This window comes from Bacillus sp. z33, assembly GCF_058313615.1.
This window is the reverse complement of the sequence record NZ_JBZFQN010000003.1, coordinates 481,463-507,011: the sequence shown is the minus strand read 5'-3', so window position 1 is coordinate 507,011 and position 25,549 is coordinate 481,463. Positions and strand designations below refer to the sequence as shown.

The 25,549-nt window shown below is 37.7% G+C and carries 24 protein-coding genes and 2 riboswitches; of the genes, 3 read left to right on the top strand and 21 right to left on the bottom strand.

The genetic code is table 11. The features are described 5' to 3' along the window. Positions 1-7: 7 nt before the first annotated feature. The 13 genes from sufC to AC4G3L_RS14105 all read right to left on the bottom strand — a co-directional run bounded on the left by sufC (position 8) and on the right by AC4G3L_RS14105 (position 13,931). Complete coding sequence (sufC, locus tag AC4G3L_RS14165) at positions 8-793, bottom strand: Fe-S cluster assembly ATPase SufC (RefSeq protein WP_491077622.1); 786 nt, start codon at positions 791-793, stop codon at positions 8-10. 337 nt (positions 794-1,130) lie between these two features. Further along, positions 1,131-1,283: a YuzK family famiily protein gene (locus AC4G3L_RS14160; protein WP_491077621.1), complete on the bottom strand. Its 153-nt coding sequence runs from the start codon at positions 1,281-1,283 to the stop codon at positions 1,131-1,133. A 302-nt stretch (positions 1,284-1,585) separates the two neighbouring features. Continuing rightward, positions 1,586-2,419: a MetQ/NlpA family ABC transporter substrate-binding protein gene (locus tag AC4G3L_RS14155; RefSeq protein WP_491077620.1), complete on the bottom strand. Its 834-nt coding sequence runs from the start codon at positions 2,417-2,419 to the stop codon at positions 1,586-1,588. 12 nt (positions 2,420-2,431) lie between these two features. Continuing rightward, a complete protein-coding gene (locus AC4G3L_RS14150) occupies positions 2,432-3,100 on the bottom strand; it encodes a methionine ABC transporter permease (RefSeq protein WP_491077619.1) in 669 nt (222 codons plus the stop codon). After that, a complete protein-coding gene (locus AC4G3L_RS14145; RefSeq protein ID WP_491077618.1) occupies positions 3,097-4,128 on the bottom strand; it encodes a methionine ABC transporter ATP-binding protein in 1,032 nt (343 codons plus the stop codon). The genes AC4G3L_RS14150 and AC4G3L_RS14145 overlap by 4 nt, the downstream gene beginning before the upstream one ends. 115 nt (positions 4,129-4,243) lie before the next feature. Continuing rightward, a riboswitch (SAM riboswitch) is annotated at positions 4,244-4,356 on the bottom strand. A 100-nt stretch (positions 4,357-4,456) separates the two neighbouring features. Further along, positions 4,457-5,776, bottom strand: coding sequence for an O-acetylhomoserine aminocarboxypropyltransferase/cysteine synthase family protein (locus AC4G3L_RS14140; RefSeq protein ID WP_491077617.1), 1,320 nt, complete (start codon positions 5,774-5,776; stop codon positions 4,457-4,459). Between the two features lie 91 nt (positions 5,777-5,867). Then, positions 5,868-5,976: riboswitch (SAM riboswitch) on the bottom strand. 311 nt (positions 5,977-6,287) lie between these two features. Then, positions 6,288-6,569, bottom strand: a complete 282-nt coding sequence (locus AC4G3L_RS14135; protein WP_491077616.1) for a thioredoxin family protein — start codon at positions 6,567-6,569, stop codon at positions 6,288-6,290. Then, on the bottom strand, positions 6,544-6,939 hold the full coding sequence (locus AC4G3L_RS14130; RefSeq protein ID WP_491077615.1) for a toprim domain-containing protein: 396 nt from the start codon (positions 6,937-6,939) through the stop codon (positions 6,544-6,546). Before AC4G3L_RS14130 ends, AC4G3L_RS14135 begins: the two co-directional genes overlap by 26 nt. A 144-nt stretch (positions 6,940-7,083) precedes the next feature. Further along, positions 7,084-7,467 (bottom strand): glycine cleavage system protein GcvH, encoded by a 384-nt coding sequence (gene gcvH / locus AC4G3L_RS14125; RefSeq protein ID WP_491077614.1) that lies wholly within the window; start codon positions 7,465-7,467, stop codon positions 7,084-7,086. 72 nt (positions 7,468-7,539) lie between these two features. Beyond that, complete coding sequence (locus AC4G3L_RS14120) at positions 7,540-7,893, bottom strand: arsenate reductase family protein (RefSeq protein ID WP_491077613.1); 354 nt, start codon at positions 7,891-7,893, stop codon at positions 7,540-7,542. A gap of 544 nt (positions 7,894-8,437) precedes the next feature. Beyond that, a complete protein-coding gene (locus AC4G3L_RS14115) occupies positions 8,438-10,222 on the bottom strand; it encodes an acyl-CoA dehydrogenase FadE (RefSeq protein ID WP_491077612.1) in 1,785 nt (594 codons plus the stop codon). A 66-nt stretch (positions 10,223-10,288) separates the two neighbouring features. Beyond that, positions 10,289-11,467, bottom strand: a complete 1,179-nt coding sequence (locus AC4G3L_RS14110; RefSeq protein WP_491077611.1) for an acetyl-CoA C-acetyltransferase — start codon at positions 11,465-11,467, stop codon at positions 10,289-10,291. A 37-nt stretch (positions 11,468-11,504) separates the two neighbouring features. Beyond that, positions 11,505-13,931, bottom strand: coding sequence for a 3-hydroxyacyl-CoA dehydrogenase/enoyl-CoA hydratase family protein (locus tag AC4G3L_RS14105; protein WP_491077610.1), 2,427 nt, complete (start codon positions 13,929-13,931; stop codon positions 11,505-11,507). A gap of 144 nt (positions 13,932-14,075) precedes the next feature. On the opposite strand from AC4G3L_RS14105, the gene AC4G3L_RS14100 reads away from it, so the two are divergent. Then, positions 14,076-14,204: a YuzL family protein gene (locus tag AC4G3L_RS14100; protein WP_491077609.1), complete on the top strand. Its 129-nt coding sequence runs from the start codon at positions 14,076-14,078 to the stop codon at positions 14,202-14,204. 117 nt (positions 14,205-14,321) lie between these two features. On the opposite strand, the gene arcC is transcribed toward AC4G3L_RS14100, so the two are convergent. The 7 genes from arcC to rodA form a co-directional block, all read right to left on the bottom strand. Further along, entirely contained in the window at positions 14,322-15,284 is a 963-nt protein-coding gene (gene arcC, locus AC4G3L_RS14095; protein WP_491077608.1) for a carbamate kinase, read from the bottom strand. Positions 15,285-15,328: 44 nt separating this feature from the next. Beyond that, positions 15,329-16,744, bottom strand: coding sequence for an arginine-ornithine antiporter (gene arcD, locus AC4G3L_RS14090; protein ID WP_491077607.1), 1,416 nt, complete (start codon positions 16,742-16,744; stop codon positions 15,329-15,331). Positions 16,745-16,810: 66 nt separating this feature from the next. After that, entirely contained in the window at positions 16,811-17,821 is a 1,011-nt protein-coding gene (argF, locus tag AC4G3L_RS14085) for an ornithine carbamoyltransferase (protein WP_491077606.1), read from the bottom strand. 43 nt (positions 17,822-17,864) lie between these two features. After that, positions 17,865-19,097 (bottom strand): arginine deiminase, encoded by a 1,233-nt coding sequence (arcA, locus tag AC4G3L_RS14080; RefSeq protein ID WP_491077605.1) that lies wholly within the window; start codon positions 19,095-19,097, stop codon positions 17,865-17,867. A 239-nt stretch (positions 19,098-19,336) separates the two neighbouring features. After that, positions 19,337-19,792 carry an arginine repressor gene (gene argR, locus AC4G3L_RS14075; RefSeq protein ID WP_491077604.1) on the bottom strand — a complete coding sequence of 152 codons (456 nt, stop codon included), beginning with the start codon at positions 19,790-19,792 and terminating at the stop codon, positions 19,337-19,339. Positions 19,793-20,376: 584 nt separating this feature from the next. Next, entirely contained in the window at positions 20,377-21,063 is a 687-nt protein-coding gene (locus AC4G3L_RS14070; protein ID WP_491077603.1) for a Crp/Fnr family transcriptional regulator, read from the bottom strand. A gap of 352 nt (positions 21,064-21,415) precedes the next feature. Beyond that, entirely contained in the window at positions 21,416-22,588 is a 1,173-nt protein-coding gene (gene rodA / locus AC4G3L_RS14065; RefSeq protein WP_491077602.1) for a rod shape-determining protein RodA, read from the bottom strand. Positions 22,589-22,964: 376 nt separating this feature from the next. Between rodA and AC4G3L_RS14060 the strand changes: the two genes are divergently transcribed. Continuing rightward, positions 22,965-23,822, top strand: coding sequence for an MBL fold metallo-hydrolase (locus tag AC4G3L_RS14060; protein ID WP_491077601.1), 858 nt, complete (start codon positions 22,965-22,967; stop codon positions 23,820-23,822). A 391-nt stretch (positions 23,823-24,213) separates the two neighbouring features. Next, complete coding sequence (locus tag AC4G3L_RS14055; RefSeq protein WP_491077600.1) at positions 24,214-24,795, top strand: YdcF family protein; 582 nt, start codon at positions 24,214-24,216, stop codon at positions 24,793-24,795. 79 nt (positions 24,796-24,874) lie between these two features. Here AC4G3L_RS14055 and AC4G3L_RS14050 read toward each other — a convergent pair whose 3' ends face one another. After that, complete coding sequence (locus AC4G3L_RS14050; RefSeq protein ID WP_491077599.1) at positions 24,875-25,387, bottom strand: acyl-CoA thioesterase; 513 nt, start codon at positions 25,385-25,387, stop codon at positions 24,875-24,877. Positions 25,388-25,549: the final 162 nt, after the last annotated feature.

Here is a 25,549-nt window from a genome sequence, read left to right as displayed (position 1 = left end):
CTATAGCTTATGCTTCAATTTCTATTGTTTCGTCTTCAATACCTAATTCTTTTTTAATCCAGTCATATCCTTCTGCTTCCAAACGTTGCGCTAGTTCCGCACCGCCGGATTTCACGATTTTACCTTGCATCATAACGTGAACATAATCTGGAGTAATATAGTTCAATAAGCGTTGATAGTGAGTAATCATTAGGCAGCCAAAATTTTCGTTTCTCATTTGATTGATTCCTTTGGAAACAACTTTTAGAGCATCGATATCTAGACCGGAGTCGATTTCATCAAGAATCGCAATAGCTGGTTCCAACATTAATAATTGCAGGATTTCATTACGTTTCTTTTCACCGCCAGAAAATCCTTCATTTAAGTAACGTTGTGCCATGTCTTGGTCCATTTCTAATAAATCCATCTTTTTATCCATTTCTTTAATGAATTTCATCAAAGAAATTTCTTCTCCCTCTTCACGTTTACTATTTATAGCAGAACGCATGAAGTCCGCATTTGTAACTCCAGTAATTTCACTTGGGTATTGCATAGCTAAAAACAGACCGGCACGAGCACGTTCGTCTACTTCCATCTCTAGTACATCTTCCCCATCCATTGTAATAGAGCCACTTGTTACTTCATATTTTGGATGACCCATAATAGCAGAAGACAATGTAGATTTCCCTGTACCATTTGGTCCCATAATTGCGTGAATTTCTCCACCTTTAACTTCAAGGTTTACACCTTTAAGAATCTCTTTACCTTCTATTGCTACGTGTAAATCTTTAATTGTAAGAACTGAACCAGCCATTCTTATACCTCCAATATATAGTCATCTAAGTTTTAGATTATTTCTATTCTCAATTTATTCTCATTACAATCTTATAACAAATCAAATCTAGATTCAACTTTTTGAAATAAGAAATTACATATAATGGACACAATATGCTACCATACTACTAACCTTTATTGACATTATAAAGTTAATTTTTGTGAAAGAAAAGAACCATCATTTTCTGCCTTCCACTAGCTCTGAAAAATAACGATCATTCTCAAGTTTTTAAAGGATATCTTAAAAATATAAAAACAGGCAGAGGAAAACAACTCGTTTTTCCTCTGCCTGTTTTAAGAAAATATTCATTTATCCATTATCCATAGACTCTTCTATTCACATCATTTAAGATTTGATTGCCCTTCATATAGCTGCGTTCACGCTTTTCTTCTACTTTCATGCGCACATTCAAATTCTGGCTGTATACTTGATATCCAACCCCGTGTGCCTGTCTCATCGCTTTATCCATTTCATCTGTTACTCTAAGTTGTAACTGATTAACAAAGATAATAAATCATTCCTTTCCATTTATTATGAAATAAGTGTATCACTCTGTATAAAAACCCTCAAAGTCTATATACCACTCTGAGCACATCTTAAAAGTGATATTGCTTATTTATTTAAAGAAATTCTTACTCATTCAAAAAAATGATACCAAAGAGACTTACATTTATGGTTAAAAGCGATCAAAAGCGATGTCTGGGAAACCATAATATAATAGAAGAAAAAAGGTACAGCCGCTAATTTCGACTGCACCTTTTCGTTTAGATATTATTTAGTTGCAGGGATAACAGACCCTTTGTATTCCTCAGTAATGAAGTCCTGAATTTCTTTTGAATGAAGGACTTCAACTAATGTTTTAATTTCTTTTTTATCCTTGTCATCAGATCTGACAGCAACAATGTTTACGTAGGGATTATTTTCAGAACTTTCCAATGCAATAGCGTCTTCTGCGGGCACAAGATCTGCTTCGATTGCATAGTTGGAATTAATTAGAACTGCATCACCTTCGTCATTATTATAAACCTGTGTTAACATAGGCGCTTCAATATCTGTTTTAAATTTTAAATTCTTAGGATTATCTGCAATATCATCTACCGTTGCAGCTGTTTTATCAATGCCTTCTTCCAGCTTTATTAAGCCTTCAGTTTCAAGCATGGATAACATACGGCCATGGTCAGCTATTGAATTGCTCATAATAATCGTTGCGCCTTTTGGAAGATCATCCAGGCTTTTGTACTTTTTGGAATACACACCAATCGGTTCGATATGGACACTTCCTGCATTGGAAAAATCATATCCATTATCTTTAACTTGGCCTTCGAAATACGGAATATGTTGGAAGTAATTCGCATCAATTGATCCGTCTTCTAAAGCTTTATTTGGCATCACATAATCTGTAAACACTTCAACTTCTAGTTTAATGCCTTTTTCTTTAAGTAAAGGCGCTGCTTCTTCCAGAATTTCCGCATGCGGTACATTTGAAGCACCAATTTTAATTGTTTTTAAATCTTTGTCACCTGACTTGGATTCATCGCCTGACCCTCCGCAAGCTGTCAATAGAAGAGTTAATCCTAAAACAAGTATGAATGATAACTTTTTCACTTTGGTTCCTCCCTATCGTTTGTCTAATTTTCTTGTTATTAAATCTCCAATAAACTGGATAATAAATACTATAATCAATACTAAAACAGTGGCGACAAACGTGACATCTGTTTGACCGCGGCTAAACCCTTCCGTATAGGCGAGGCTTCCCAGTCCGCCCGCACCAATCATACCAGCCATCGCCGTATATCCAACCAATGCAATGGCAGTAACCGTTATACCTGATACTAACGCAGGCAATGATTCAGGTATTAAAACCTTTCTTATAATCGTAAATGAAGTAGCACCCATAGATCTTGCGGCTTCAATCACACCTTTATCAATCTCGCGTAACCCAATTTCAACCATTCGAGCATAGAACGGGGCCGCGCCAATAATTAAAGCAGGTAAAGCGGCCTTAACACCGATAATACTTCCAACCAAGGCCTTTGTGAAAGGGATAAGCAGGATAATCAAGATGATGAAAGGAATCGAACGGAATATATTAACGAAAGCTCCTACGATTCCGTATACCATTTTGTTTTCCCACATATTTCCCTTTGAGGTCAAAAATAAGAGGAGACCCAGTATAATTCCCAAGAAAAAAGTTGCAACTAATGAGATACCAGTCATATATATGGTTTCCCAGGTTTTTTCATAGATACGTTCCCATACTACATTTGGAAATAATGTTTCTATCATCCGGACATCACCTCCACACCAATTTCCTGTTTGTGGAGATAATCAATGGCCTTTGAAACTTCAGTTGCATCCCCGTCAACATGAATAAACAATGTTCCGTAAGATCCATGCTGAGTCTGTGAAATTTTACCTTGCAATATATTGACATGAATTTTATAAGAGCGAATGACTTCTGATAAAACAGGCGTTTCAGCAGATTCGCCAATAAAAGATAATTGAACAACTTTTCCCGTCGGATATTCCGTAAGTAAATGTTCGATCGTATCTTTCGTTTCTTCCGGCTCAGTAACTTGCTGTACAAATCGCTTTGTAATCGGGGCAGTTGGTTTTTTAAATACATCAAGCACTTGACCACTCTCCACTACTTTCCCCATCTCCATCACGGCTACGCGATGGCAGATTTTACGTATAACATGCATTTCATGCGTAATTAATACGATTGTTAAGCCCAGCCTTTTGTTTATATCAACAAGTAATTCTAAAATATCATCTGTTGTCTGCGGATCAAGCGCAGATGTAGCTTCGTCACAAAGAAGTACTTTCGGATTATTCGCTAAGGCCCGTGCAATTCCAACGCGCTGTTTTTGACCGCCGCTTAACTGGGATGGGTAGGCATTTTCACGTCCATCCAATCCAACCAGATTAACAAGCTCCTTTACTCTCTTTTTACGTTCCTTGCTTGGTATACCAGCAATTTCTAAAGGAAACTCTATATTTTCACTGACTGTCCTTGACCAGAGAAGATTAAAGTGCTGAAATATCATACTTATTTCCATTCTGGCTTTTCTTAGTTCAGCGCCTTTAATAGCAGCCATGTTTTTACCTGCTACTACTACACTGCCTTCGGATGGTTTCTCTAAACCGTTCAGCATTCTAATCAGGGTACTTTTTCCTGCTCCGCTGTACCCGATGATTCCAAAGATCTCTCCCTTTTCAATTGATAAAGAGACTTGATCTACTGCTTTGACAGCTGATGAACGTTTAAAAGTTCCAGAGAAGGTCTTCGATACATCACGTAATGTAATCATGAAAAGTTCACCGCTCTTTCTATCAACATCTAATTTTAAGATAGTTTTCAGTTAAAATAAAAATGCCTTTCTGCGGAGGCAGAAAGGCATGATTAGTATATAAACATGTTCCTTTCTCTCATCTCCCAGGATTTATAACATCCTGTGTGAATTGGCACCTTTTCAATCTAATCGATTGCCGGTTGCCGGGCTTCAAAGGGCACATCCCTCCACCTCTCTTGATAAGAGTACATAACACACTATTCAATTTAAATCTAACTGTCTGCTATCCTATCATGTTTTAGAAAGAACTGTCAACACCAAAGTCTTCTTCGCATGGTCAAAAATGTTATTTCAAAACTTCTTTAATCGAAGATATGCCTGTTGCCTTTTCTATCGCCAGTTCCAATTCTTCAATTAAATCTTCTGTATTTTCAATGCCGACGGAAAGTCTGATTAAATCCTCCTGCACACCGGAGGCTTTTAATCCCTCCTCATTCAGTTGCTGATGAGTCGTGCTTGCCGGATGAATAATTAAGCTTTTTGCATCACCCACATTTGCCACATGGGACCATAACTCAATGGAATCAATCAGCTTTTTACCTGCCTCACGTCCTCCCTTTATACCAAAAACAACAACTGCCCCCGCCCCTTTCGGTAAATATTTCTTCGTTTTTTCATAGTCACCGTGATCTGGATCTCCAGGATATAAGACCCATGATACTGCTGGATGTTGTTTTAAATAATCGACTATTATTCTCGTATTTGCGACATGCTCCTTCATTCTTACATGCAGGGTTTCCAGTCCCAGAATAAATTGAAAGGCGTTAAATGGACTAAGGGACGGACCCAAATCTCTCAATAGCTGTACTCTTGCCTTCACGATAAACGCCCCTGCTCCAATTGCCTCACTATAAATCAAGTCATGATAACTTGGGTCCGGTTCAGTAAAACCAGGGAATTTAGGTGAATTCCAGTCAAACTTACCTCCATCTATTATGACCCCTCCCAGTGTGGTTCCATTTCCAAGCAGCCATTTCGTAGCAGAATGGACGACAATATCTGCTCCAAATTCAATAGGTCGGCTTAAATAAGGAGTCGCAAAAGTATTATCAATGATTAAAGGAATTCCAGCTTCATGAGCAATTTCCGCTACCCTCTCAATATCCAGCACTTGCAGACTTGGATTTCCGATGGTCTCTCCAAAAATCGCTTTCGTCTTTGAAGTAATGGCTTCTCTGAAATTTTCCGGATCGTCTGGATCTACAAATTTCACATGAATCCCATACTTAGGAAGAGTATTGGCGAATAAATTATAGGTTCCGCCATATAGAGTAGAGGCTGATATGATTTCATCACCCGCACCCGCAATATTTAAGATAGAGAGTGTGATAGCTGCAGCACCACTTGAAACTGCCAGTGCTCCAATTCCACCTTCGAGTTCAGCTATGCGTTCCTCAAATACACTTGATGTGGGGTTATGGATCCTTGTATAGATATATCCGGGTTCAGCTAATCCAAATAAGTTCGCAGCGTGATCTGTATCTTTAAATACATACGCATTCGACTGATAAATCGGTACACTTCTCGCTCCTGTTAATGGATCTTGCTGTAAGCCTCCGTGTATACCTACTGTTTCAAACCGATACTTCTTTTGCTCATTAGCCATTCCACATCTCTCCATTTCGTTTTAAGTAGAGAATTAAGTAAATGAAAAAAACTCTTCCTAAATATAAGAAGAGGCAGGCATTTTCCATCTCTCCTTATCTCCCGGATTTGTTTGTATCCGCAGGAATTGGCACCGTGTATTATAAAAATACCGGTTGCCGGGCTTCAACGGGCCAGTCCCTCCACCTCTCTTGATAAGAATCAAGCTAGTATTAAGTTGTTAAAACTATAGCATAGGAAAAAACAACAGTCAACAGATTATTCTGAATATTTAAACAAAAAGATAAATCATTCATGATTTTAGCTTCTACTATTCTTCAATCATTAATAAATCATTTTATCTGGCTACATGGAAACTATGCCAAACAACCGAGAACCCGGGCTATAATAAGAGCATCTTACAAATATCTTCACGCAATCTGACATATAAAAAGTATGCAAAAGTGAATGTCAATTATATAGACATTCACTAGCAAATAGTCATCGACATATTTCCTGAGAAATAATCCCTACTAATCTATCATTAGTTTCAATCGATCTACGAGATACGGAACGGAATGAAAGGCATATATTTTCTCTATTACCTGGTTGTCTTTAATTAATATGAGGCATGGTACACTTTCAATTTGATATTCTTCTGCAAGTTCTTTTGCAAAGTTGAGATTAATTTTTTCCAATGGTGCACTTGGGAGAACTTCTTTTGCAATATCAAGCATTCTGCCTGCTAATTGACAGGTACCGCAAAGAGGGGTATACGTATAGATTGCTTTATTGTTCGTGGTTAGATCGTTCATTTTTAATAACATCCTTCATTTGTTTTAAGAATTCAGCCTTTACATCAATATTGGCTCCCAAAAGAATCGTTGCCAAATGATATCTTGGCGCATTTGCCACTTCCCGATATGTTCGATCAATATATAAATGAGAAGCATTTGGCATTTCTTGACGCAACTGTTTTCTTAATTTTTCTCCGGATTCATCAGCATCTGCCAGAATGTATACGTCCTTATGTTCAAGCATTTCAACCAATTCATCTAATTTTGATAAACTGATTGTTCCATTCGTACATATAATTTCTACAGATTCATTAAGAATAGGCTGTATCTTTTTGCGGTCGGTAGACCCTTCTACAATTATTACCTTTTCATTTTGAGTATCCAGCATGATTAATCACCTTTTGTCCGGAGACTATGTTAAAAGCACAAAGATACTCTCCATTTTCGTTACAAGTATCTTACCCTAACCTCCTGAAAAGTATCAATTGATTAATAGTAAACTTAAAAAGGAAAGAAGCAAGCTTCTCTCCCTTTAATCTTCGCTAGTTGCTGTTTCGTATTGGCCAGCATCCATTAGCTCATCGTATTCGCTTCTTTCGGATGGTTCAATCACTAACATCCATGCTTTTTCATATGGAGATTCATTTACGTATTCAGGATTATCCATTAATTCTTCATTTACTTCAACAACTGTACCACTGATTGGAGCATATAATTCAGATACCGTTTTAACTGATTCCACACTGCCGAAAGGCTCGTTGCGCGTTAACTCATCCCCTACTTCAGGAAGCTCGACAAAAACGATATCTCCCAATTCTTTTTGAGCAAAATCTGTTATTCCAATTCGAATCCTGCCGTCCTCTTGTTTTACCCATTCATGCTCCGCTGTATAACGTAATTCCGCTGGAATGCTCATGATCCTAATCCCCCCAAATATATATATGGTTCTTCCTCATCATGACATCAAACTGATCATTTTACAATAATTTCATGCCCATGAATTTTGGAAATTTTCTTCCTTAAAACCGACTGTTACTCTCTCTCCATTATAGGCGATTGGACGCTTAATTAACATCCCGTCAGATGCAAGCAAGGTTAGCATTTCCTCTTCTGACATTGCCTTTACTTTATCCTTTAATCCAAGCTCTCTGTATTTCATTCCACTTGTATTAAAAAACTTTTGAAGAGATAATCCGCTTTTTTTATAAATTGTTTCCAACTCTTCTTTGGATGGTGGATTTTGTGCTATATCGATTTCTTGGTAGGAGACTTCCTTTTCATCAAACCATTTCTTTGCTTTTCTGCATGTCCCACATTTGGGATACCAATAAAATGTAATCATCTTTTCACCTCAATTGAAGCATACCATATTTTTTTAGCCTGCTTAAACTGATTTACATATGCTTAAATAAGTGTTCATTTCGGTTAACACTATTTTCTGCAGAATGGGCTCGCTATCCCCGGGCAAGCATCAACCCTCCTCGCACTCTGCGCTGCAGGGTCTAGGGTACGCTTGGTCTTCTCGCAGGAGTCTCTCCCATTCTACAGAAATAGGACACTTTGTTATATATGAGAATCCTCAGATACGGCAAAACCTAATATAAGTAACCATTAGACCCCAAGATAATTATTCATGACTACTCAGTAAAGGACGAGCGACCAGCGATTTTACTCACTCGTTTTACATAGACGACTTTAAGAGGACTTAAAAAAGCGATGCTTTCTCTTACTGACATGAACTTGAAAACATGGCTAATTAAAATTATGAAAGTCCAAAAATAAAGGAGGGATTCAGAATATGGACTCTATAGAGCCCTTCTGAATCCCTTCTTTATAATCTTAAGCCTGGTTTTCTCCCTGGCTTTTCTATTTAATTAACTTATAGGTTAAACAGTGTAACGTTCAACCTCAACCAATTTTACTGCCGCTTCACGTTTTGTTGCAATGACATTAAATGGTGTGAAGCGTGTAAATTTACGTAAAGCAGATGTCATCATACGCAATGTATCACCTGTTTCTGTTGCTACCAATGTTTCTTTAGCATGCTTTTCGATTTCTCCAAATGCTTCCTGGCAGAAGATTTGAGTATATAGAAGTTTTTGTTTGTTCTTTTCTAAGCCATCTCTTTTAATTGCTTTCTCTGTACGAAGAACAACCGATTCCATTGCATAGACAAAGGAAGCGATATCTGCAATATTTACAAGAATTTCTTGTTCTTTTTCCAATTCAGCACCAAATTTTTGCGCTGCTAATCCTGCAATCATAATACCGATATTTTTTGCATTTTTAACGAGATGTTTTTCTTGATCAAGAGGCTCCGTACCTGGCTCTTCAGGCATAAGCATCATTAAACCTTCAGATAGTTCCTGCGCTTTTTGCAAGAGTGGCAATTCACCTTTCAACGCTTTTTTCAGGAATGTTCCCGGGACAAGCAGACGGTTAATTTCGTTTGTCCCTTCAAAAATACGGTTGATTCGGGAATCACGATACATTCTTTCAATTTCATACTCTGCCATGAAGCCATAGCCGCCATGAAGTTGAACGGCTTCATCGACAACATAATCCAAAACTTCAGAAGCAAAGAATTTATTTAAGGAACATTCAATTGCATATTCTGCAATGGACTTTGCGACTTCTTTCCCATCTTTTATTTCTTCATCACTAAGTCGGCTCATTCTTTCTTCAAATAAACCAACTGTCCTGTAGACAGAGCTTTCAGCTGCATATATTTTGGAAGCCATTGTAGCCAGCTTTTCTTTTGTTAAATTAAATGAAGAGATTGGTGTTTTAAATTGCTGGCGCTGATTGGCATACGTAGCTGCCAATTCAAATCCACGCTTGGATGCTCCAACTGCGCCAACTCCCAATTTATAACGGCCAATGTTAAGAATATTAAAGGCAATCACATGCCCTCTTCCCGCTTCACCCAAAAGGTTTTCAACAGGTACTTCTGCATCTTCAAGGATTAAGGTTCTGGTTGAAGAACTTTTAATTCCCATTTTCTTTTCTTCTGGTCCAGTAGAAACACCTGGATATTCTCTTTCTACAATAAAGGCAGAGAATTTATCTCCATCAATTTTCGCGTATACAACAAATACATCAGCAAAGCCTGCATTTGTAATCCATTGTTTTTCACCATTTAAAATATAGTGAGTTCCCGCTTCATTCAATTTTGCAGTTGTTTTTGCACCAAGTGCATCAGAACCTGAACTTGGCTCTGTTAAAGCATAGGCAGCTAATTTTTCACCTGTAGCCAATAATGGAAGGTACTTTTGTTTTTGCTCTTCATTACCAAATAAAACGATTGGCAGTGAACCGATCCCGACATGCGCTCCATGAGAAATGGAAAATCCTCCTGCACGTGATAATCTTTCTGAAATAAGCGCAGAGCTTACTTTATCCAAACCTAAACCACCGTATTCTTCAGGAACATCCGCACCCAATAAGCCAAGTTCTCCGGCTTGTTTCAATAATTTCACTGAACGATCAAACTCATGATTTTCTAAATATTCTACCTGGGGTAATACTTCATTTACCAAATAATCTTCAGTCGTTTTTGCAATCATTTTGTGTTCATCTGTGTAATCCTCAGGAGTAAACATATTTTCAGCTTCAATATCTTCAATTAAAAATGCTCCGCCTTTTAATACTTCTTCTGTTTGATTAGCCACTTTACTTCCTCCTAATTTGGAGATGACCCAAGTTTTTATACCCAATCATCTCATCACTTTTCCTTTTTATGCCAATAATTCAAAAACTCCAGCGGCGCCCATACCTCCGCCAATACACATCGTTACGATTCCAAACTGTTCATTTCGGCGTTTCATCTCGTGAAGGAGGCTCAATGTTAATTTAGCTCCTGTACACCCAAGTGGATGTCCCAATGCAATCGCACCGCCATTCACATTTACCTTCTCCTCATCGATACCCAAGTGGCGTATGACTTGAATGGATTGGGATGCGAATGCTTCATTCAATTCAAATAATCCAATATCAGATAAGCTTAATCCAGCCAGCTTAAGCGCTTTAGGAATTGCTTCAACCGGACCGATTCCCATAATTTCCGGTGGTACGCCTGCAACGGCGAATGATCGGAATTTCAAGAGGGGTTTGAAGCCTTCCGCCTCTGCTTTCTCCCGGTCCATAAGTAATACAGCAGCTGCTCCATCGCTTGTTTGTGAAGCATTGCCCGCTGTTACTGTTCCTGTGAGTGAAAATGCAGGTCTCAGTTTTGCAAGCACTTCAGTTGTTGTACCTTCACGAACTCCTTCATCTGTTGTAAATTGAACAGAGCGCTCTTTTAATTTATGATCCGAACCAACATGGCGAAGAGTCACATCTACAGGAACAATCTCATCTTTAAACTTTCCATCACGGATGGCCTGTGCAGCCTTCTGATGGCTGTGTACGGCAAAGGCATCCTGTTCCGCGCGGGTAATACCGTATTTTTTAGCAACCTCTTCAGCTGTATGTCCCATTCCCATATAGTATTCAGGAGCTGCTTCGGCCAGCTTGTAATTTGGACGGACTACATGCCCCATCATTGGAACCATGCTCATTGATTCGACACCGCCGGAAATGACCGTTTCGGAATGCCCCAGCATAATCCGTTCTGCACCGTAGGCAATGGACTGCAGACCTGATGAACAGTAGCGATTTATCGTAATAGCCGGCACATTGTATGGTAAACCTGCCAAGGCACCGATATTGCGCGTCACATTGAGTCCCTGCTCAGCTTCAGGCATTGCACAGCCAAAAATCATATCATCAATTGGCCCATCATAATTTTCTGCTCGCTTCAGCGTTTCCTTTACTACCAGTGCACCTAAATCATCTGGTCGAACGTTTGCAAGGGTTCCTTTTTTGGCTCTGCCAACCGGGGTTCTGGCTCCGGCAACAATCACTGCTTCTCTCATGCCCATCCTCCTCTTAATCAATCAAAATTCCGGTCTATTAGTTACGTAATGGTTTTCCTTTAACAAGCATATGTTGCATGCGCTGTTGGGTTTTCCCCTCTTGGACAAGGCTGATAAACGCTTCTCTTTCTAAATCAAGCAAGTATTGTTCATCCACTTCAGTTCCATAAGGCACTTTACCGCCAGCTAAAACATAGGCAATTTTTTGAGCGATCTTCAAATCATGCTCTGAAATATAGCCGGAATACAGCATTGATTGCGCTCCCAGTAATAAAGCCGCATAACCTGGTTCACCTGATACCGGAATTTTTTTGCGTACCGGAGGCTTATATCCGGTATCATGCAACGCAATGACGGCTTGTTTTGCATCATATAGCTGATGATCAGGATTGAAACTGATTCCATCCATGTTGTTGAGGAAGTTGTTTTCTCTGGCTTCATCACCAGAAGTTGATACTTTGGCAGTGGCAATTGTTTCAAATACATTAATAGCAATCTTAGTAAGGTCGAAATCAACCCCGTTTGGTAAGCTATTAAGCTGTTTAATATATAGCTCTTTATTTCCGCCTCCGCCCGGCAGTAAGCCCACTCCTGTTTCCACCAATCCTATATAGGTCTCAGATGATGCCTGAATCTTTGCTGCAGGCAGGCAAATTTCAGCCCCTCCGCCAAGCGTCATATTAAACGGCGCGGCAACAACCGGTTTCCTGCTATATTTAATATTCATCATCGCTTGCTGGAATTGACGTGTAATCATTTCCACATCAAAAATATTGTCATCTTGTACTTCCATTAGAATCATAGCCAGATTGGCTCCAACGCAGAAGTTTTTACCTTGGTTGCCTATCACTAGTCCTTTGTAATTTTTCTCCACTTCTTCAATCGCATAATTGATCATGTGGATAATATCAAAACCAATCGCATTATTAGGTGAATGGAATTCCAGTAATGCTACTCCATCGCCTATATCGATCAGGCTGGCACCGCTATTTTTCTTAATGACCCCTTTTTGTTTCTTAATCAACTTCAAATTAATATTTTTTTCGTTCACTTCAAGTTGTTGATATTCACCGTTTGCATAATAAAGTGTTCCATTTTCTCCTTCTTTATAGAAGCTTGTGTTTCCGTCTTCTATCATTTGCGTTATCCACTCAGGAACATGGTGTCCTTCCTCCTGCATCTTGGCAACAGATTTCTCTAAACCAATCGCATCCCATGTTTCAAATGGCCCAAGCTGCCAGCCAAATCCCCACTTCATCGCCTGGTCGATGGCTACAATATCATCCGCAATATCGCCAAGTAATTCTGCCGAATAGATTAAAGTAGGACTTATCACATTCCATAGCAGTTCACCGACACGATCTTTTGAATAAATAAGCGCTTTCAATTTTCTTGCAGCGCCTTTCTCCTGTTTTACCATTTCCAATGAAGGTGCTTTTAACTTTTTACGCTCTACGTATTCCATAGTGGAAGGATCAAGTTCCAGTATTTCCTTTCCTTTTTTCAAGAAAAATCCCTGGCCCGATTTACTTCCTAACCAACCATTTTCAAGCATTTTTTTCATAAACTCAGGTACTTCAAATACGGATTTCTCTTCTTCATTATCTACATTGTCATACACATTTTTAGCTACATGGGCAAAGGTATCCAGCCCTACTACATCCAATGTACGGAACGTAGCACTCTTTGGACGGCCAATTAAAGGACCTGTTACAGAATCAACTTCTCCGACGCTGTAGCCTCGCTCCATCATTTCACGAACAGTTACCAATAAGCCGTAGGTACCAATTCGGTTTCCAATAAAATTGGGAGTATCTTTTGCTATTACTACCCCTTTGCCTAAAACATTCTCCCCAAATTGTTTCATTGCACTTACTATTTCAGGCGACGTTGTTTTAGTCGGAATGATTTCTAACAGCTTCAAGTATCTAGGTGGATTAAAGAAATGGGTGCCAAGGAAGTGCTTACGGAAATCTTCAGAACGCCCTTCCGTCATTGCTTCAATGGAAATCCCAGAGGTATTTGAACTTACAATACTGCCTGGCTTTCTATATTCGTCTATTTGTGCAAATACACTTTGTTTAATATCTAGTCTTTCAACAACGACCTCGATAATCCAATCGCAGTCACTAATTTTCGATAAGTCATCTTCAAAGTTTCCTGGCTCAATTAGAGATAAATTCTTCTTGGAGGTTAACGGTGCAGGTTTTTGTTTAAGTAGTTTTTGAATGGACATTTGGGCCAATCGATTACGTACTTGATTGTCTTCAAGTGTTAGTCCTTTTTTCTCCTCATCTGCGGTAAGTTCTCTTGGAACGATATCCAATAACTTAACCGGAATTCCAATGTTGGCTAAATGTGCTGCGATGCCTGAACCCATAACCCCTGATCCAAGTACAGCTACTTTTTTAATTTGAAGGTTCAATATTAAATCCCCCTTTATTTTGAATGAATGTTCATTCATTTTTATCGAAAAAAATTTTGGAATAAAAATCCTACATATCTAACTATAAGAGATTTTAGAAAATTCCGCAATTAAAATATCCAAAAATATGGCAGTTTGTTATTAATTTTTAATTTGGTCAAACTAATAGAGGAGGTGATTTTAATGGCAAAGCTTAAAAAGAACCCAAGCAAATCAGGAGTCAGTGCTGCAAGCGTAAAGGGAAATGCCGGTCCACATCACGAAAAGCTTCATTCTAAAGTAAACAGTCAAAATAACCAATTTAAAAAATAATATATCATTATTCATTTATATGTACGAGATGTAGTTATTGTGCTCCACCCAACTAAAAAAGAACAAAATATACCCCAAATCATCGTAGATTTGGGGTATACATTTCATGCATATATGTTAGGCCATTACTTTTTCTTCCTGCATAGAAATGATTGTTCCGGCATTGCCTTTCAATGCATCTAAAGCTTTATCAAGTGATGTTATAATTGTGGAACGGCCTGGTCTTGATTCTGCAAATTGAATGGCAGCCTCAACTTTAGGAAGCATACTGCCCGGTGCAAAATGACCTTCCTCCGCCAATGCTTTTATCTCCTTGGTTGTAATGGATTCCAGTTTTTGTTGATTCGGCTGATTATAGTTAATGTAGATGTTATCTACTGCAGTCAAAATAATTAAAGCATCTGCATCTACTAATTCTGCCAGCTTCTCAGAAGCGAAATCTTTATCGATAACGGCTTCTACACCAATCAGTTCATCGTTGGATTTTAGGACTGGAATACCACCGCCGCCTGTAGAAATAACGATCTTTCCGCTTTCTACAAGACTGTTAATACTCTTATGCTCCAAAATGCTTACTGGTTTTGGTGAAGGCACCACTCTTCTCCAGCCTCTGCCTGCATCTTCCTTAAAGGAAGCACCAGTCTCTTGAATCAATTTCATCGCTTCTTCTTCTGTATAAAAAGGACCAATTGGTTTAGTAGGATTTTTGAAGGCTCCATCGTTTTCATCAACAACAACCCTTGTTACAATACCTACTACATCCTTATGGATTCCTCTTTTAGAAAGAGCCTTGTCCATAGCGTTTTCCAACCAATATCCAATCATACCCTGTGACATAGCCCCACATGTATCAAGAGGCATAGCTGGATTTTTTTCTGAATCAGCTGCTTTTTGCTGAAGAAGGATATTGCCTACCTGTGGTCCATTACCATGTGAAATGATGATATCCACTCCATTTTCCACTAGCGTTGCAAGTTGTTCAGCCGTTTTTTCTAGTGCCAGCTGTTGAGCTTTTGCACTGGCATCTCCGGATTGAATGGCATTACCGCCTAAAGCTATAACTACTTTTTTTCTTTCCATACGTAGTCCATACCTCCAAAAATCAGTCTGTAGTTAGATACTTGTTAAATGGAAATGTTTCCGTTAATCAAACCAACAATCGCCATGCAGGCAAATACAACAAAGGCTGCCGCAATAGCCATTTCTGTTTTCGTAAATACTTGTTTAACATCCGCTTCTTTCTGTACAGCTCTGTAAATCAGGATACCCGGTGCATATAAAAGCATCGTTAATAGTAAATATCCGATACCGGCTGCATAGACCATCCAGATACCATATACACTTGCCACGATACCAATGATAATATTTTTAATGCGATCAGCCGCGTTATCTTGTAAGGAATATTTTAATTGATAGAAAGCAGAGAACGCATAAGGAATTAAGATGGCTGAAGACGCCAATGAAAAAGCAAAGTTATATGCTTGCTCAGATACAAGGAATGTTAATAGGAACAGTTGAATTAAACCATTTGTAAGCCATAAGGAATTAGATGGTGCTCCGTTTTTATTTACTTTTGCGAACCATTTAGGGAATAGCTTATCTTTCCCTGCCAAGTAAGGAATCTCAGATGCCAGCAATGTCCAGCCTAACCATGCACCTAGGACAGAGATAATTAATCCAAGATTGATAAATGTTGCTCCCCATGGACCTACCATTTCTTCAAATACATAGGCCATAGATGGATTATCCAATCCAGCCACATCTACACGATTCATCGCACCGATGGACATGATGGAAATTAATACATAGATAATTAACGTACCAATTAAACCAATGACTGTTGCTTTACCAACATCCTTTTTGTCTTTCGCACGGCTAGATAAAACAACCGCCCCTTCAACACCGATGAATACCCATAAAGTTACGAGCATTGTATTCTTTGTTTGAGACATAACGTCACTGAATTGGAAGCCTGCACCAGTTCCCCAGAAATCATCTAAGAAAATATCAGCATTAAATGCAAAGATACCAATAATGATAAATAAGAAAATAGGAACTAATTTCGCAATGGTCGTTACGATATTTACAAGTGAAGCTGAGTGAACCCCACGTAAAACTAAAGCATGCACAGCCCATAGCAGTATGCTAGCACCAATAATCGCCGCAATATTTTGTCCACCTTCAAACACTGGGATGAAATATCCAATAGACGAGAACAGAAGGGTAGCGTAAGCAACGTTACCTAACCATGCTGATAACCAGTATCCCCACGCACTATTGAATCCCATAAACTTACCAAATCCAGCGGAAGCATAACTGTATACCCCACCATCAAGATCCGGTCTTTTTGCATTCAAGTTTTGGAAAGATAGCGCAAGAGCTATCATCCCTATACCAGTAATTGTCCATCCTAAAATAATGGCCCCTGGGGATGCGGCACTAGCCATATCTGAAGCAAGGTTAAATGCTCCTCCACCAATCATAGAACCTACAACAATTGCAATTAAAGCAAACAAGCCAATCTTTTTATCGTCTGCCATTCTTCTTCACCTCTATTTGATAATGGTAGCAGGGAATTGTATAGAACCAATTCCCTGCTCATCTACTTATTCAATATTGCCTAATGTTAAGGCCATTACAGATTTAATCGTATGCATTCTGTTTTCTGCCTGATCGAAAACTTTGGAATGCTTGCTGCGGAAGACTTCATCTGTTACTTCCATTTCAGCTAAACCATGCTCTTCATGAATCGCACGTCCATATGCTGTTTCAAGGTCATGGAATGCCGGCAAGCAATGAAGGAAGATTACATTTTCGTTTCCAGTCATTTTAATCATGTCCATATTCACTTGATATGGAGCTAAAAGAGCAATACGTTCTGCAAATTTATCTTCTTCTCCCATAGATACCCAAACATCTGTATAGATTACATCTGCTCCGGATACTGCTTCTTCAACATTAGAAGTAATCGTAATGCGACCATTAGATTCCTTAGCCAATTCTTCAGCCAGTTCTACAATAGAAGCTTCAGGGAATAGGGATTCAGGAGAGCAAATACGTACATCCATACCAACTTTTGCTCCGCCAACTAATAAGCTGTTCGCAACATTGTTACGTCCATCTCCCACATAGACAAATTTAACACCTTTTAAATGGCCAATATTTTCTTGTACTGTTAAGAAATCTGCCAATGTTTGTGTTGGATGCCATAAATCTGTAAGACCATTCCATACAGGTACTCCGGAATGCTCAGCCAAAGCTTCCACTTTTGAATGCTCGAATCCACGGAATTCGATCCCATCAAACATGCGTCCCAATACTTTAGCCGTGTCTTCGATGGATTCTTTTTTACCAAGTTGGATATCATCTTTTCCTAAGTACTCAGGATGTGCACCTAGATCAGTACAAGCTACCGTAAATGCACAACGAGTACGGGTTGATGGCTTTTCAAACAAAAGGGCAATATTTTTACCTTCCATATAACGATGAGGAATGCCTTGTTTTTTCTTTTCCTTTAACTCAGCAGCAAAATCAATCATGTGTAAGAATTCAGCTTCCGTGAAATCTTTTTCAGCTAAGAAACTTCTACCTTTAAGATCCGGTCTTGTCTTAATCATTACGACTTCTCCTTCCAAAGATAACTTACTTTCTATATATTGATTAAATATCTTCACGTACAAGCGGCATGCTCATGCAGCGTGGGCCCCCACGGCCACGAGCCAATTCCGAGCTTTTGATTTCAATAACCTTGACTCCATGTTCGCGCAGAACTCTATTGGAGACTTGGTTTCGATCATATGTAACAACCACACCTGGTGCAATTGCCAATGTATTAGATCCATCATTCCATTGTTCACGAGGAGCTGCGATTTCATCTCCATCACCGCAAAGGATGATTTCAAGTTCAGGCAATCTAAGTACTTCTTTAAGAGTTTCTTTAAGATCTGTGCGATGCGTGATATTTACTGAGTATTCATCAGAACCTTTTTCAAGGATGTAAATATTCATTTTACCGCCAGGTCCCTGAATCATCGGATGCATTGTAAACTTATTGTAGTCAACCATTGTAAATACAGTATCCAAATGCATAAATGCACGGCAGTTTGGTATTTCAATAGCTATTACTTTCTTGAATTGATCTTGTTTATTCAAGATGCTAAGTGCAAATTTTTCGATTGCTTTAGCGGATGTTCTCGCTGAAACTCCGATTGCGACTACTTCTGGGCTTAATACCAGCTCATCTCCACCCTCAATTGGGTTATGATACGTACGATCAAGCCATACAGGAACATCTTTACCAGCAAATCTTGGATGATGCTTGATAATATACTCCATAAACAAAGATTCTCTGCGTCTTGCAGGTTCACGCATGTTATTAATTGTTAATCCATTTCCAATAGATGCTGCTGGGTCACGCGTAAAATAAAGGTTTGGCATTGGATCTGTATAGAATGGATAATGGTCCTCCATCAATTCATACAAATGTGTTTTTTTGCTGATCTCCAGTTCATTTTTGCGGATACCGGACATAATTTTTTCAATCATGTCTTCATTTGAAAATGATAATAAATACTCTTTAAGATTTTCAAATGTACCCTGTACCTTTGCATTGCTTTCTTCAAGCATGCGACTAACAAATTCCTCTTTCACTTCAGGATTTGTCAGCGATTCTGCAGCAAGCTTCTCAAGGTATAATACTTCTATCCCTTGATCTCTTAGTGTATTAGCAAAATAATCGTGCTCTTCCTGAATAATCGGCAAATACGGGATATCATCAAATAATAGCCTCTCCAGATATTCCGGAGTAAGATTTTCTACTTCTTTACCAGGACGCTTTAACATAACTGTTTTTAACGTACCAATTTCAGAAGTAACATGAATTGGATTTGTCATCTTGCCTTTCCTCCTGCACATCTTATTTTTCTTACATTCTTAGTGTACAAAAGTAAAAAAAAGAGATTTGTGATATTTTTCACACTTGAAATGTGTAAATCTTCACATAAATCTCTTTAAATAAAAAATACTTTGTATAAATATTCAATTAATTATGCGCAATTTCTATTAACCCAGCCAATCTATGTATATTTTCATGCATAATAGGCTCATGATTTAGAAGAAATAATTTTTCTTTCTTATAAATTTGCAACCGATTTTAGCCTTTCTTCCAGCACCTCTGCCTGAGTAACTGTCCGGCAAATAATCATACACGTGTCATTCCCGCATATCGTTGCTGCTTTTTCTTCCCAGTCAAGTTCATCTAAAATAGCACCAAATGAGTGTGCATGACCAGGTAATGCTTTAATGATAATAAAATATTCAATTCTTTCTATATTAAGTAAGGCATCCTGCATTTTTTTTCGGAGTTTCATTGTATCATTGTACTTATGCTCACCAATAAAGCCATATTTCGTTCCCCCGGTCTTAGATGGATATTTTACTAAGCTTAGTTCCCGAATATCTCTTGAAATAGTAGCTTGAGTGATATGTAATCCTTGCTTTGATAATACTTCAACCAGTTGTTCCTGAGTTTTAATCTCATTATTTTGAATTACTTCCTTAATAATAGCGAGTCTTTTTTCCTTATTCATGATAGTAGAATGCTCCCTTCGCCATGTATTATAATTCTATTGTATACAGATTTGTGCATTAATGAGCAAGTTAATCATACGAAATTATAGTGTATAAAAGGTTTCTTTTTATACCCATTACACTATTTGGATATAAACCAATAACGATTAAATTTAAAAGGAGGAATAGTCTTTCAAGTACAGATCATAGCGTGCCCGGAATAATGTAAACCTGGTATTAATATTCTTAAGGAACGCGTTGCTAAGATGCTCATCGAATCCTTTCCATTATGAAGATAAAGTCGATTATGAGAATAAACTGAATTGGGTAAGGACTTAAAAACTCATCTCTTATAGGAATGGTAACGCCATAGAAAATATAACGTCAACAGAAAGTTCCAGATGTATGTGGATAAAATACAAATCGGAGAAACGAATAGAATAGCAACGTTTCTCCGATTTATTCCACATATTTTTAAGGACAGGCAGCGCTTTAACCGTCACACAATTTGGATTGGATAGTGAACTTTAGGTACTTTTTCACTTCTAGCTAATTCGTCAGTTGACAATTGGACGATACCAATTAATCAGTTTATATAGTTACTTCAGATGACTTCCTTTTCAAAGTATTCAGGTTTATGTATATGAAGCATTCGATCTTTTATGGATAGGATTTGGTCCTTCTTTAATCTATTTACGACCATACTTACAGTTTCTCTCGATGTTCCAGACATAACTGAAATTTTAGTTGTCGTAATCGGACAATTAATACGTATAAATCCTGATTCTCTTTCTCCGATATCATTCATTAAATAGTTTATGGTATTTAATACTCGTATATGAGCACTTGCAGTCATAACATTTTTAACTCTATTTTCTTGTACTGCAAGCAACCCATTGATTTGAAGAATAACTTTTTTGAGAAGAACATTATTTTTAGCGACAACTCGTTCAAATACATCCGCCACCATATAAAAGACTCGAATATCAGTTTCCGCAATGGCGCTATGCCTATACTCTTCACTTTCAAATAAGCCCATAAAAGGAAATACTGTATTCTTTTTCACATAATTCGTATATAACAAACTTCCCTCTCGGTTCGACTTTTCGAGCATAACAAAACCATCAAGCAGTATATAAATTCTAAGCCTCGGATCCCCCTCAAAAAATAGATATTGCCCTTTCTTATATGTTCTTTCATATAGGAAAGGCTCTAATTCCTTTATCTCTTTTTCTGATAAGCATGAAAATAAGTCAACCTGTCTTAATAATTGAATTGCCTTAGCTTTCATTCGTACACCCACTTATATGTATTGTTCAGTTGAAGTTAATCCTCTATTAAACTCGAGCTTGCAAACAAAGTATTTATTGAAACGGATAGCATACAAAGATTTCTATAAATCATGAAGTTTCTATAACTTATAACCTTTCATTACTTCTCTTTATATAGTAACAAAAAAATGATATTAAAATAATAATATTTAACCAAAAAAATTAAAAAGTATGTATTTTCAATAAATTAAATGCAAAGTAAGTACTTTAAACACTAGATGCAGTTTTGCCTGAAATCCTTCTCTTTTCTCTCTATAAAAAATACCTCCTGCCAAATCAAACTTAGGCAGGAGGTATTCTTTAATTAATTCCTTATGATGAGGTAGAGAACATGTATTTCTTGTGATGAAATCTTATACTAAATATTAATCCAAGCGCCAACATATTTCCGAGGAGTGAACTTCCTCCATAACTTAGGAATGGCAAAGGTATACCGGTAATCGGCAACAAGCCGATTGTCATTCCGATGTTTTCAAATACATGGAAAGTCAGCATGCAGATTACACCCACACAGATATAGGTATTAAAATCATTCTTAGTCTCAAGACCAATTTTTGTCATATTATAAATCAATAAGAAGAATAAACTAATGACAATACTTGAACCAAGGAATCCGTATTCTTCTCCAATGACAGCAAATATAAAATCTGTATGGCCTTCTGGCAAGTAAACTTCTCTATTCGCAAATCCCTTACCGGAAGTGGTCCCTGATCCAATCGCTAATAATGATTTAATTAACTGATAGCCTTCGGCAGAAGTATAGTTATACGGATCGAGCCAAGCATATATACGCCCAAATTGATATTGTTTAACATGAAAATATTTTTCCATAATATTCGGATGCCAAACGATAAGGTAAAAAATAACTCCAATTAACAGAAAGCCTCCGCCAAAAATAGACAAGAGTATTTTCCAGGTGATTCCTGATATGAAAATCATCCCAATCATAATCGCAATCATAACAAGAGAAGTTCCCAAGTCAGGCTGCTTCATGACAAGTAAAATAGGAATTGCTGTAGTAATTACAATTTTAAATAAAAGCATAAAGTCGGTTTGAAGTGTTTTAATTCGATGCTTCATATGATGATTTTGAATAAGGGCTGCCAATGCCATAATCAGAAATACCTTCATAAACTCTGATGGCTGAATGGAACCTATACCGGGAAATCTAAACCAACTTTTTGCGCCATTAACAACCGGTGCAATACTTGGTGGTGCAATGATTATAGACACCAACAGGAATAAGCCGAAGAAGTATAAATACCAGCTCATTTTTTTCAACTGATCTGCATCAAATCTCATAATCACAAATGCAAAACTGATTCCTACGACATACCACACAATCTGCTTTACAAGAAAGTTTTCTGTATATTGTCCTGTCGTTTGTGCACTATATATAGCCATACAGCTCGTTATAAAGAGCAGAAACACGATAAATAGAAGACCATAATCTATTCTCGACGTAAAATTTTTATTGTTAGACATGATAAACCACCATATTCATACTAGTTAGGCTTGCAGCCATTTCTTTTATTATACTTGAACAAGATAAAATCACAACTGACATGGTATAAAGAATATACTTCCTGAAAAAGATAATTATACATATATTTCATTACCAATTCCAGTTCCTTCTATTTTCTATATCTATTAATTTTATATTATATAGGTATCCTATCTTAATTTTCACAAAAGCTATATTGATTAATAGTCAGCTAGTATTAAAACTCTCCTCAAACGCTCAACATGTTCGCCTAATAGAAATACAGGCGTTCATTCACAGCTTTTTCATTTTTCTTGTTAATGAGAAATGAAATCAGGGTACATACTAAGTAAAGAGCCTATCTTAGGAGGGATTTTTATGGAACATAAATCTAAACCAACATTCCGTCATACATATATTCCTTTAACATCATCTACGAGCGGAATGGGTATTGAAGTGAAAGAAGATATTTATGTCCTGAATACACAAATCGTTAATATTACGCTGGTAGGATTACCTCAGCAAGACGATTTCGTTTTGATTGATGCCGGCATGCCTAAGGCCGATGATGAGATTATCGAAGCAGTAAACAAACGTTTTGGTAAAGAAAGCAAGCCAAAAGCGATCATTTTAACACATGGCCACTTCGACCATGTTGGTGCCCTTGAAGAATTATTGGATAAATGGGATGTGCCCGTTTATGCTCATGAACTGGAGATTCCTTATTTAACCGGGCAAAAGAATTATCCTGAACCTGACTATAAAGCAGATGGCGGGCTCGTTCCTGACATTGCGCGTTTTTTTCCTAACCACGGTATTGATATCGGCGCTAAGGTGCAACCTCTTCCGGCTGATGGGAGCGTTCCAGAAATGCCTGGCTGGAGATGGATTCATACGCCTGGGCATACACCAGGGCATATATCCCTTTTTCGCGAAGAAGACCGCTTTTTAATAGCCGGTGACGCATTCGTTGGCGTAAAACAGGAATCACTTTATAAAGTCCTAACCCAAAAACAAGAAATCAGTGGTCCACCGAGTTACTTTACTACAGATTGGAACGCAGCCAAAGATTCTGTGATTAAGTTAAATCAGCTGAACCCGAACTTTGCCGTCACAGGCCATGGTCTCCCGCTCCTTGAGGAATATCTAAAAAAGGAACTGAACATCCTGGCAAACCATTTTGATGAAATGGCTATACCGGAACATAGCATTTATAATTATAAGAAGAAGGAATAGCCATACATTCAGCCACCAGGTTATAAGGGGCATCCCTTCAGATGCCCCCGCCATTTAGGATATAGTGTTTCTTTCCTAATCAACTCCCTATAAAAAGAGATTAACTGGTCGATGTATTTGGATCTCTTTTCCTTTCATACTCAGTTTCTAAGGGATATCATTTATCCTTTTTAAGGATCTTAATAAAATATACATTTTTTTAGTTACCATACTTAACGAACACATTAAATATGCCTCTCGTTTATACGACATCACGATTAATCCATTTTCTTGTTATCATTTATGCTATATTGATTGTTATGTTTTAAACTCTACCCCACAACTTTTTTTACACTTATTCCCAAATTTCCTTTATGATTGTTATAGGATTTATGAAGGGAGTTAGAGAGTAATGAAAAAGAACATATTGATTAGTTTTGTTGCTATTATCTTGATTTTACTTATTTACATATCCATTCTTCAATTTAATATGTTTCGTTATGCAAACCAAGAACAGAAGGAATCGATTGAATATATTATTGTATTGGGTGCGAGGGTAAAAGGTGAGACTCCTTCCCTTTCATTGCAGTATCGAATTGATGCAGCAGCTAATTATTTACTGGATCATTCGAATTGTATGGCCATTCTTTCCGGAGGCCGAGGAGAAGGAGAGGATATTTCAGAAGCTGAGGCTATGAAGAGAGGATTGATAGAATACGGTATATCCAGTAACAGATTAATACTGGAAGATACTTCTGCAAATACGAAAGAAAACATTGCTTTTTCGAAAGAGCTTATACCAAAACATTTAAAATCCGGGGCAGTCGTAACGAATGGTTATCACCTCTATCGAACTATTAAAATCGCTGAGAAACAGGGTTTGAATTTGATTGGCATACCAGCTAAAACCCCTAAAATAGCAATATTAAAATCTCATGTTAGAGAATACGCAGCAATTACATCCTACCGAATCAAAAATGACATAAGCTGGTGATGAAAAAAGAAGTACATAAAAAAAGAATGGAGATAATGGCATCACCATTCTTCTACATCCCTTTTTAGTAAGACTTCTATTATTCCCAAGGCCTTTTTGTCGTAATAAATTCTGCAAGCTCTTTACTTTGTATACGATGTTGTTTTCGTTTTGCAGCTCGAATGCTTCCTGTCTCGTTCAGCTTCTTCTCTTCCTCAGTTTCAGGGATGATGGTCGGAACACGACATGGTTTTCCTGTTTCATCCAATGCAACAAATGTAAGGAATGCGGTTGCTGCTATTTTACGTTCACCACTCATCAAATTTTCAGCAATCACTTTTACGAATACTTCCATCGAGCTTTTACCGGTATAGCTCACATATGACTCCAAACATACAGAATCAGCAGTTGTAATAGGATATAAAAAATCTACAGAATCTGTTGATGCTGTCACAACTGTTTTACGGCTATGCCTCGTTGCTGAAAGTGAAGCAGTCATATCAATGTCACTCATTAATTTACCGCCAAATAACGTATTATGATCATTTACATCGCTCGGAAATATACGGTTTGTCTTCACAATTCTGGTTTCACTGCAAGTCTTTGTATCCAATTTGTTACCTTCTTTCATTGTATACACTTATTATACCCTTTATATCTCACTAGCTGGATTGTTTCAAATAATACGTTTTAGCATTCAAAATGATAATTCGGTCTTGCTTTAATCTATCTTTATTTTTGATATATCCGAGCATAAATTATTTAATTGAAATAG

Excerpts from the sequence above, each read along its gene's own strand:
- sufC (WP_491077622.1), bottom strand. The coding sequence starts at position 793 with ATGGCTGGTTCAGTTCTTACAATTAAAGATTTACACGTAGCAATAGAA.
- arcD (WP_491077607.1), bottom strand. The coding sequence starts at position 16,744 with ATGGCAGACGATAAAAAGATTGGCTTGTTTGCTTTAATTGCAATTGTT.
- AC4G3L_RS14100 (WP_491077609.1), top strand. The coding sequence starts at position 14,076 with ATGGCAAAGCTTAAAAAGAACCCAAGCAAATCAGGAGTCAGTGCTGCA.
- AC4G3L_RS14060 (WP_491077601.1), top strand. The coding sequence starts at position 22,965 with ATGGAACATAAATCTAAACCAACATTCCGTCATACATATATTCCTTTA.
- AC4G3L_RS14135 (WP_491077616.1), bottom strand. The coding sequence starts at position 6,569 with ATGAACGATCTAACCACGAACAATAAAGCAATCTATACGTATACCCCT.
- AC4G3L_RS14140 (WP_491077617.1), bottom strand. The coding sequence starts at position 5,776 with ATGGCTAATGAGCAAAAGAAGTATCGGTTTGAAACAGTAGGTATACAC.
- AC4G3L_RS14120 (WP_491077613.1), bottom strand. The coding sequence starts at position 7,893 with ATGATTACATTTTATTGGTATCCCAAATGTGGGACATGCAGAAAAGCA.
- arcA (WP_491077605.1), bottom strand. The coding sequence starts at position 19,097 with ATGACAAATCCAATTCATGTTACTTCTGAAATTGGTACGTTAAAAACA.
- arcC (WP_491077608.1), bottom strand. The coding sequence starts at position 15,284 with ATGGAAAGAAAAAAAGTAGTTATAGCTTTAGGCGGTAATGCCATTCAA.
- AC4G3L_RS14145 (WP_491077618.1), bottom strand. The coding sequence starts at position 4,128 with ATGATTACATTACGTGATGTATCGAAGACCTTCTCTGGAACTTTTAAA.
- AC4G3L_RS14160 (WP_491077621.1), bottom strand. The coding sequence starts at position 1,283 with ATGGATAAAGCGATGAGACAGGCACACGGGGTTGGATATCAAGTATAC.
- AC4G3L_RS14055 (WP_491077600.1), top strand. The coding sequence starts at position 24,214 with ATGAAAAAGAACATATTGATTAGTTTTGTTGCTATTATCTTGATTTTA.
- AC4G3L_RS14130 (WP_491077615.1), bottom strand. The coding sequence starts at position 6,939 with ATGCTGGATACTCAAAATGAAAAGGTAATAATTGTAGAAGGGTCTACC.
- argF (WP_491077606.1), bottom strand. The coding sequence starts at position 17,821 with ATGATTAAGACAAGACCGGATCTTAAAGGTAGAAGTTTCTTAGCTGAA.
- AC4G3L_RS14150 (WP_491077619.1), bottom strand. The coding sequence starts at position 3,100 with ATGATAGAAACATTATTTCCAAATGTAGTATGGGAACGTATCTATGAA.
- AC4G3L_RS14070 (WP_491077603.1), bottom strand. The coding sequence starts at position 21,063 with ATGAAAGCTAAGGCAATTCAATTATTAAGACAGGTTGACTTATTTTCA.
- AC4G3L_RS14110 (WP_491077611.1), bottom strand. The coding sequence starts at position 11,467 with ATGAGAGAAGCAGTGATTGTTGCCGGAGCCAGAACCCCGGTTGGCAGA.
- rodA (WP_491077602.1), bottom strand. The coding sequence starts at position 22,588 with ATGTCTAACAATAAAAATTTTACGTCGAGAATAGATTATGGTCTTCTA.
- AC4G3L_RS14105 (WP_491077610.1), bottom strand. The coding sequence starts at position 13,931 with ATGAATGAACATTCATTCAAAATAAAGGGGGATTTAATATTGAACCTT.
- argR (WP_491077604.1), bottom strand. The coding sequence starts at position 19,792 with ATGAATAAGGAAAAAAGACTCGCTATTATTAAGGAAGTAATTCAAAAT.
- gcvH (WP_491077614.1), bottom strand. The coding sequence starts at position 7,467 with ATGAGCATTCCAGCGGAATTACGTTATACAGCGGAGCATGAATGGGTA.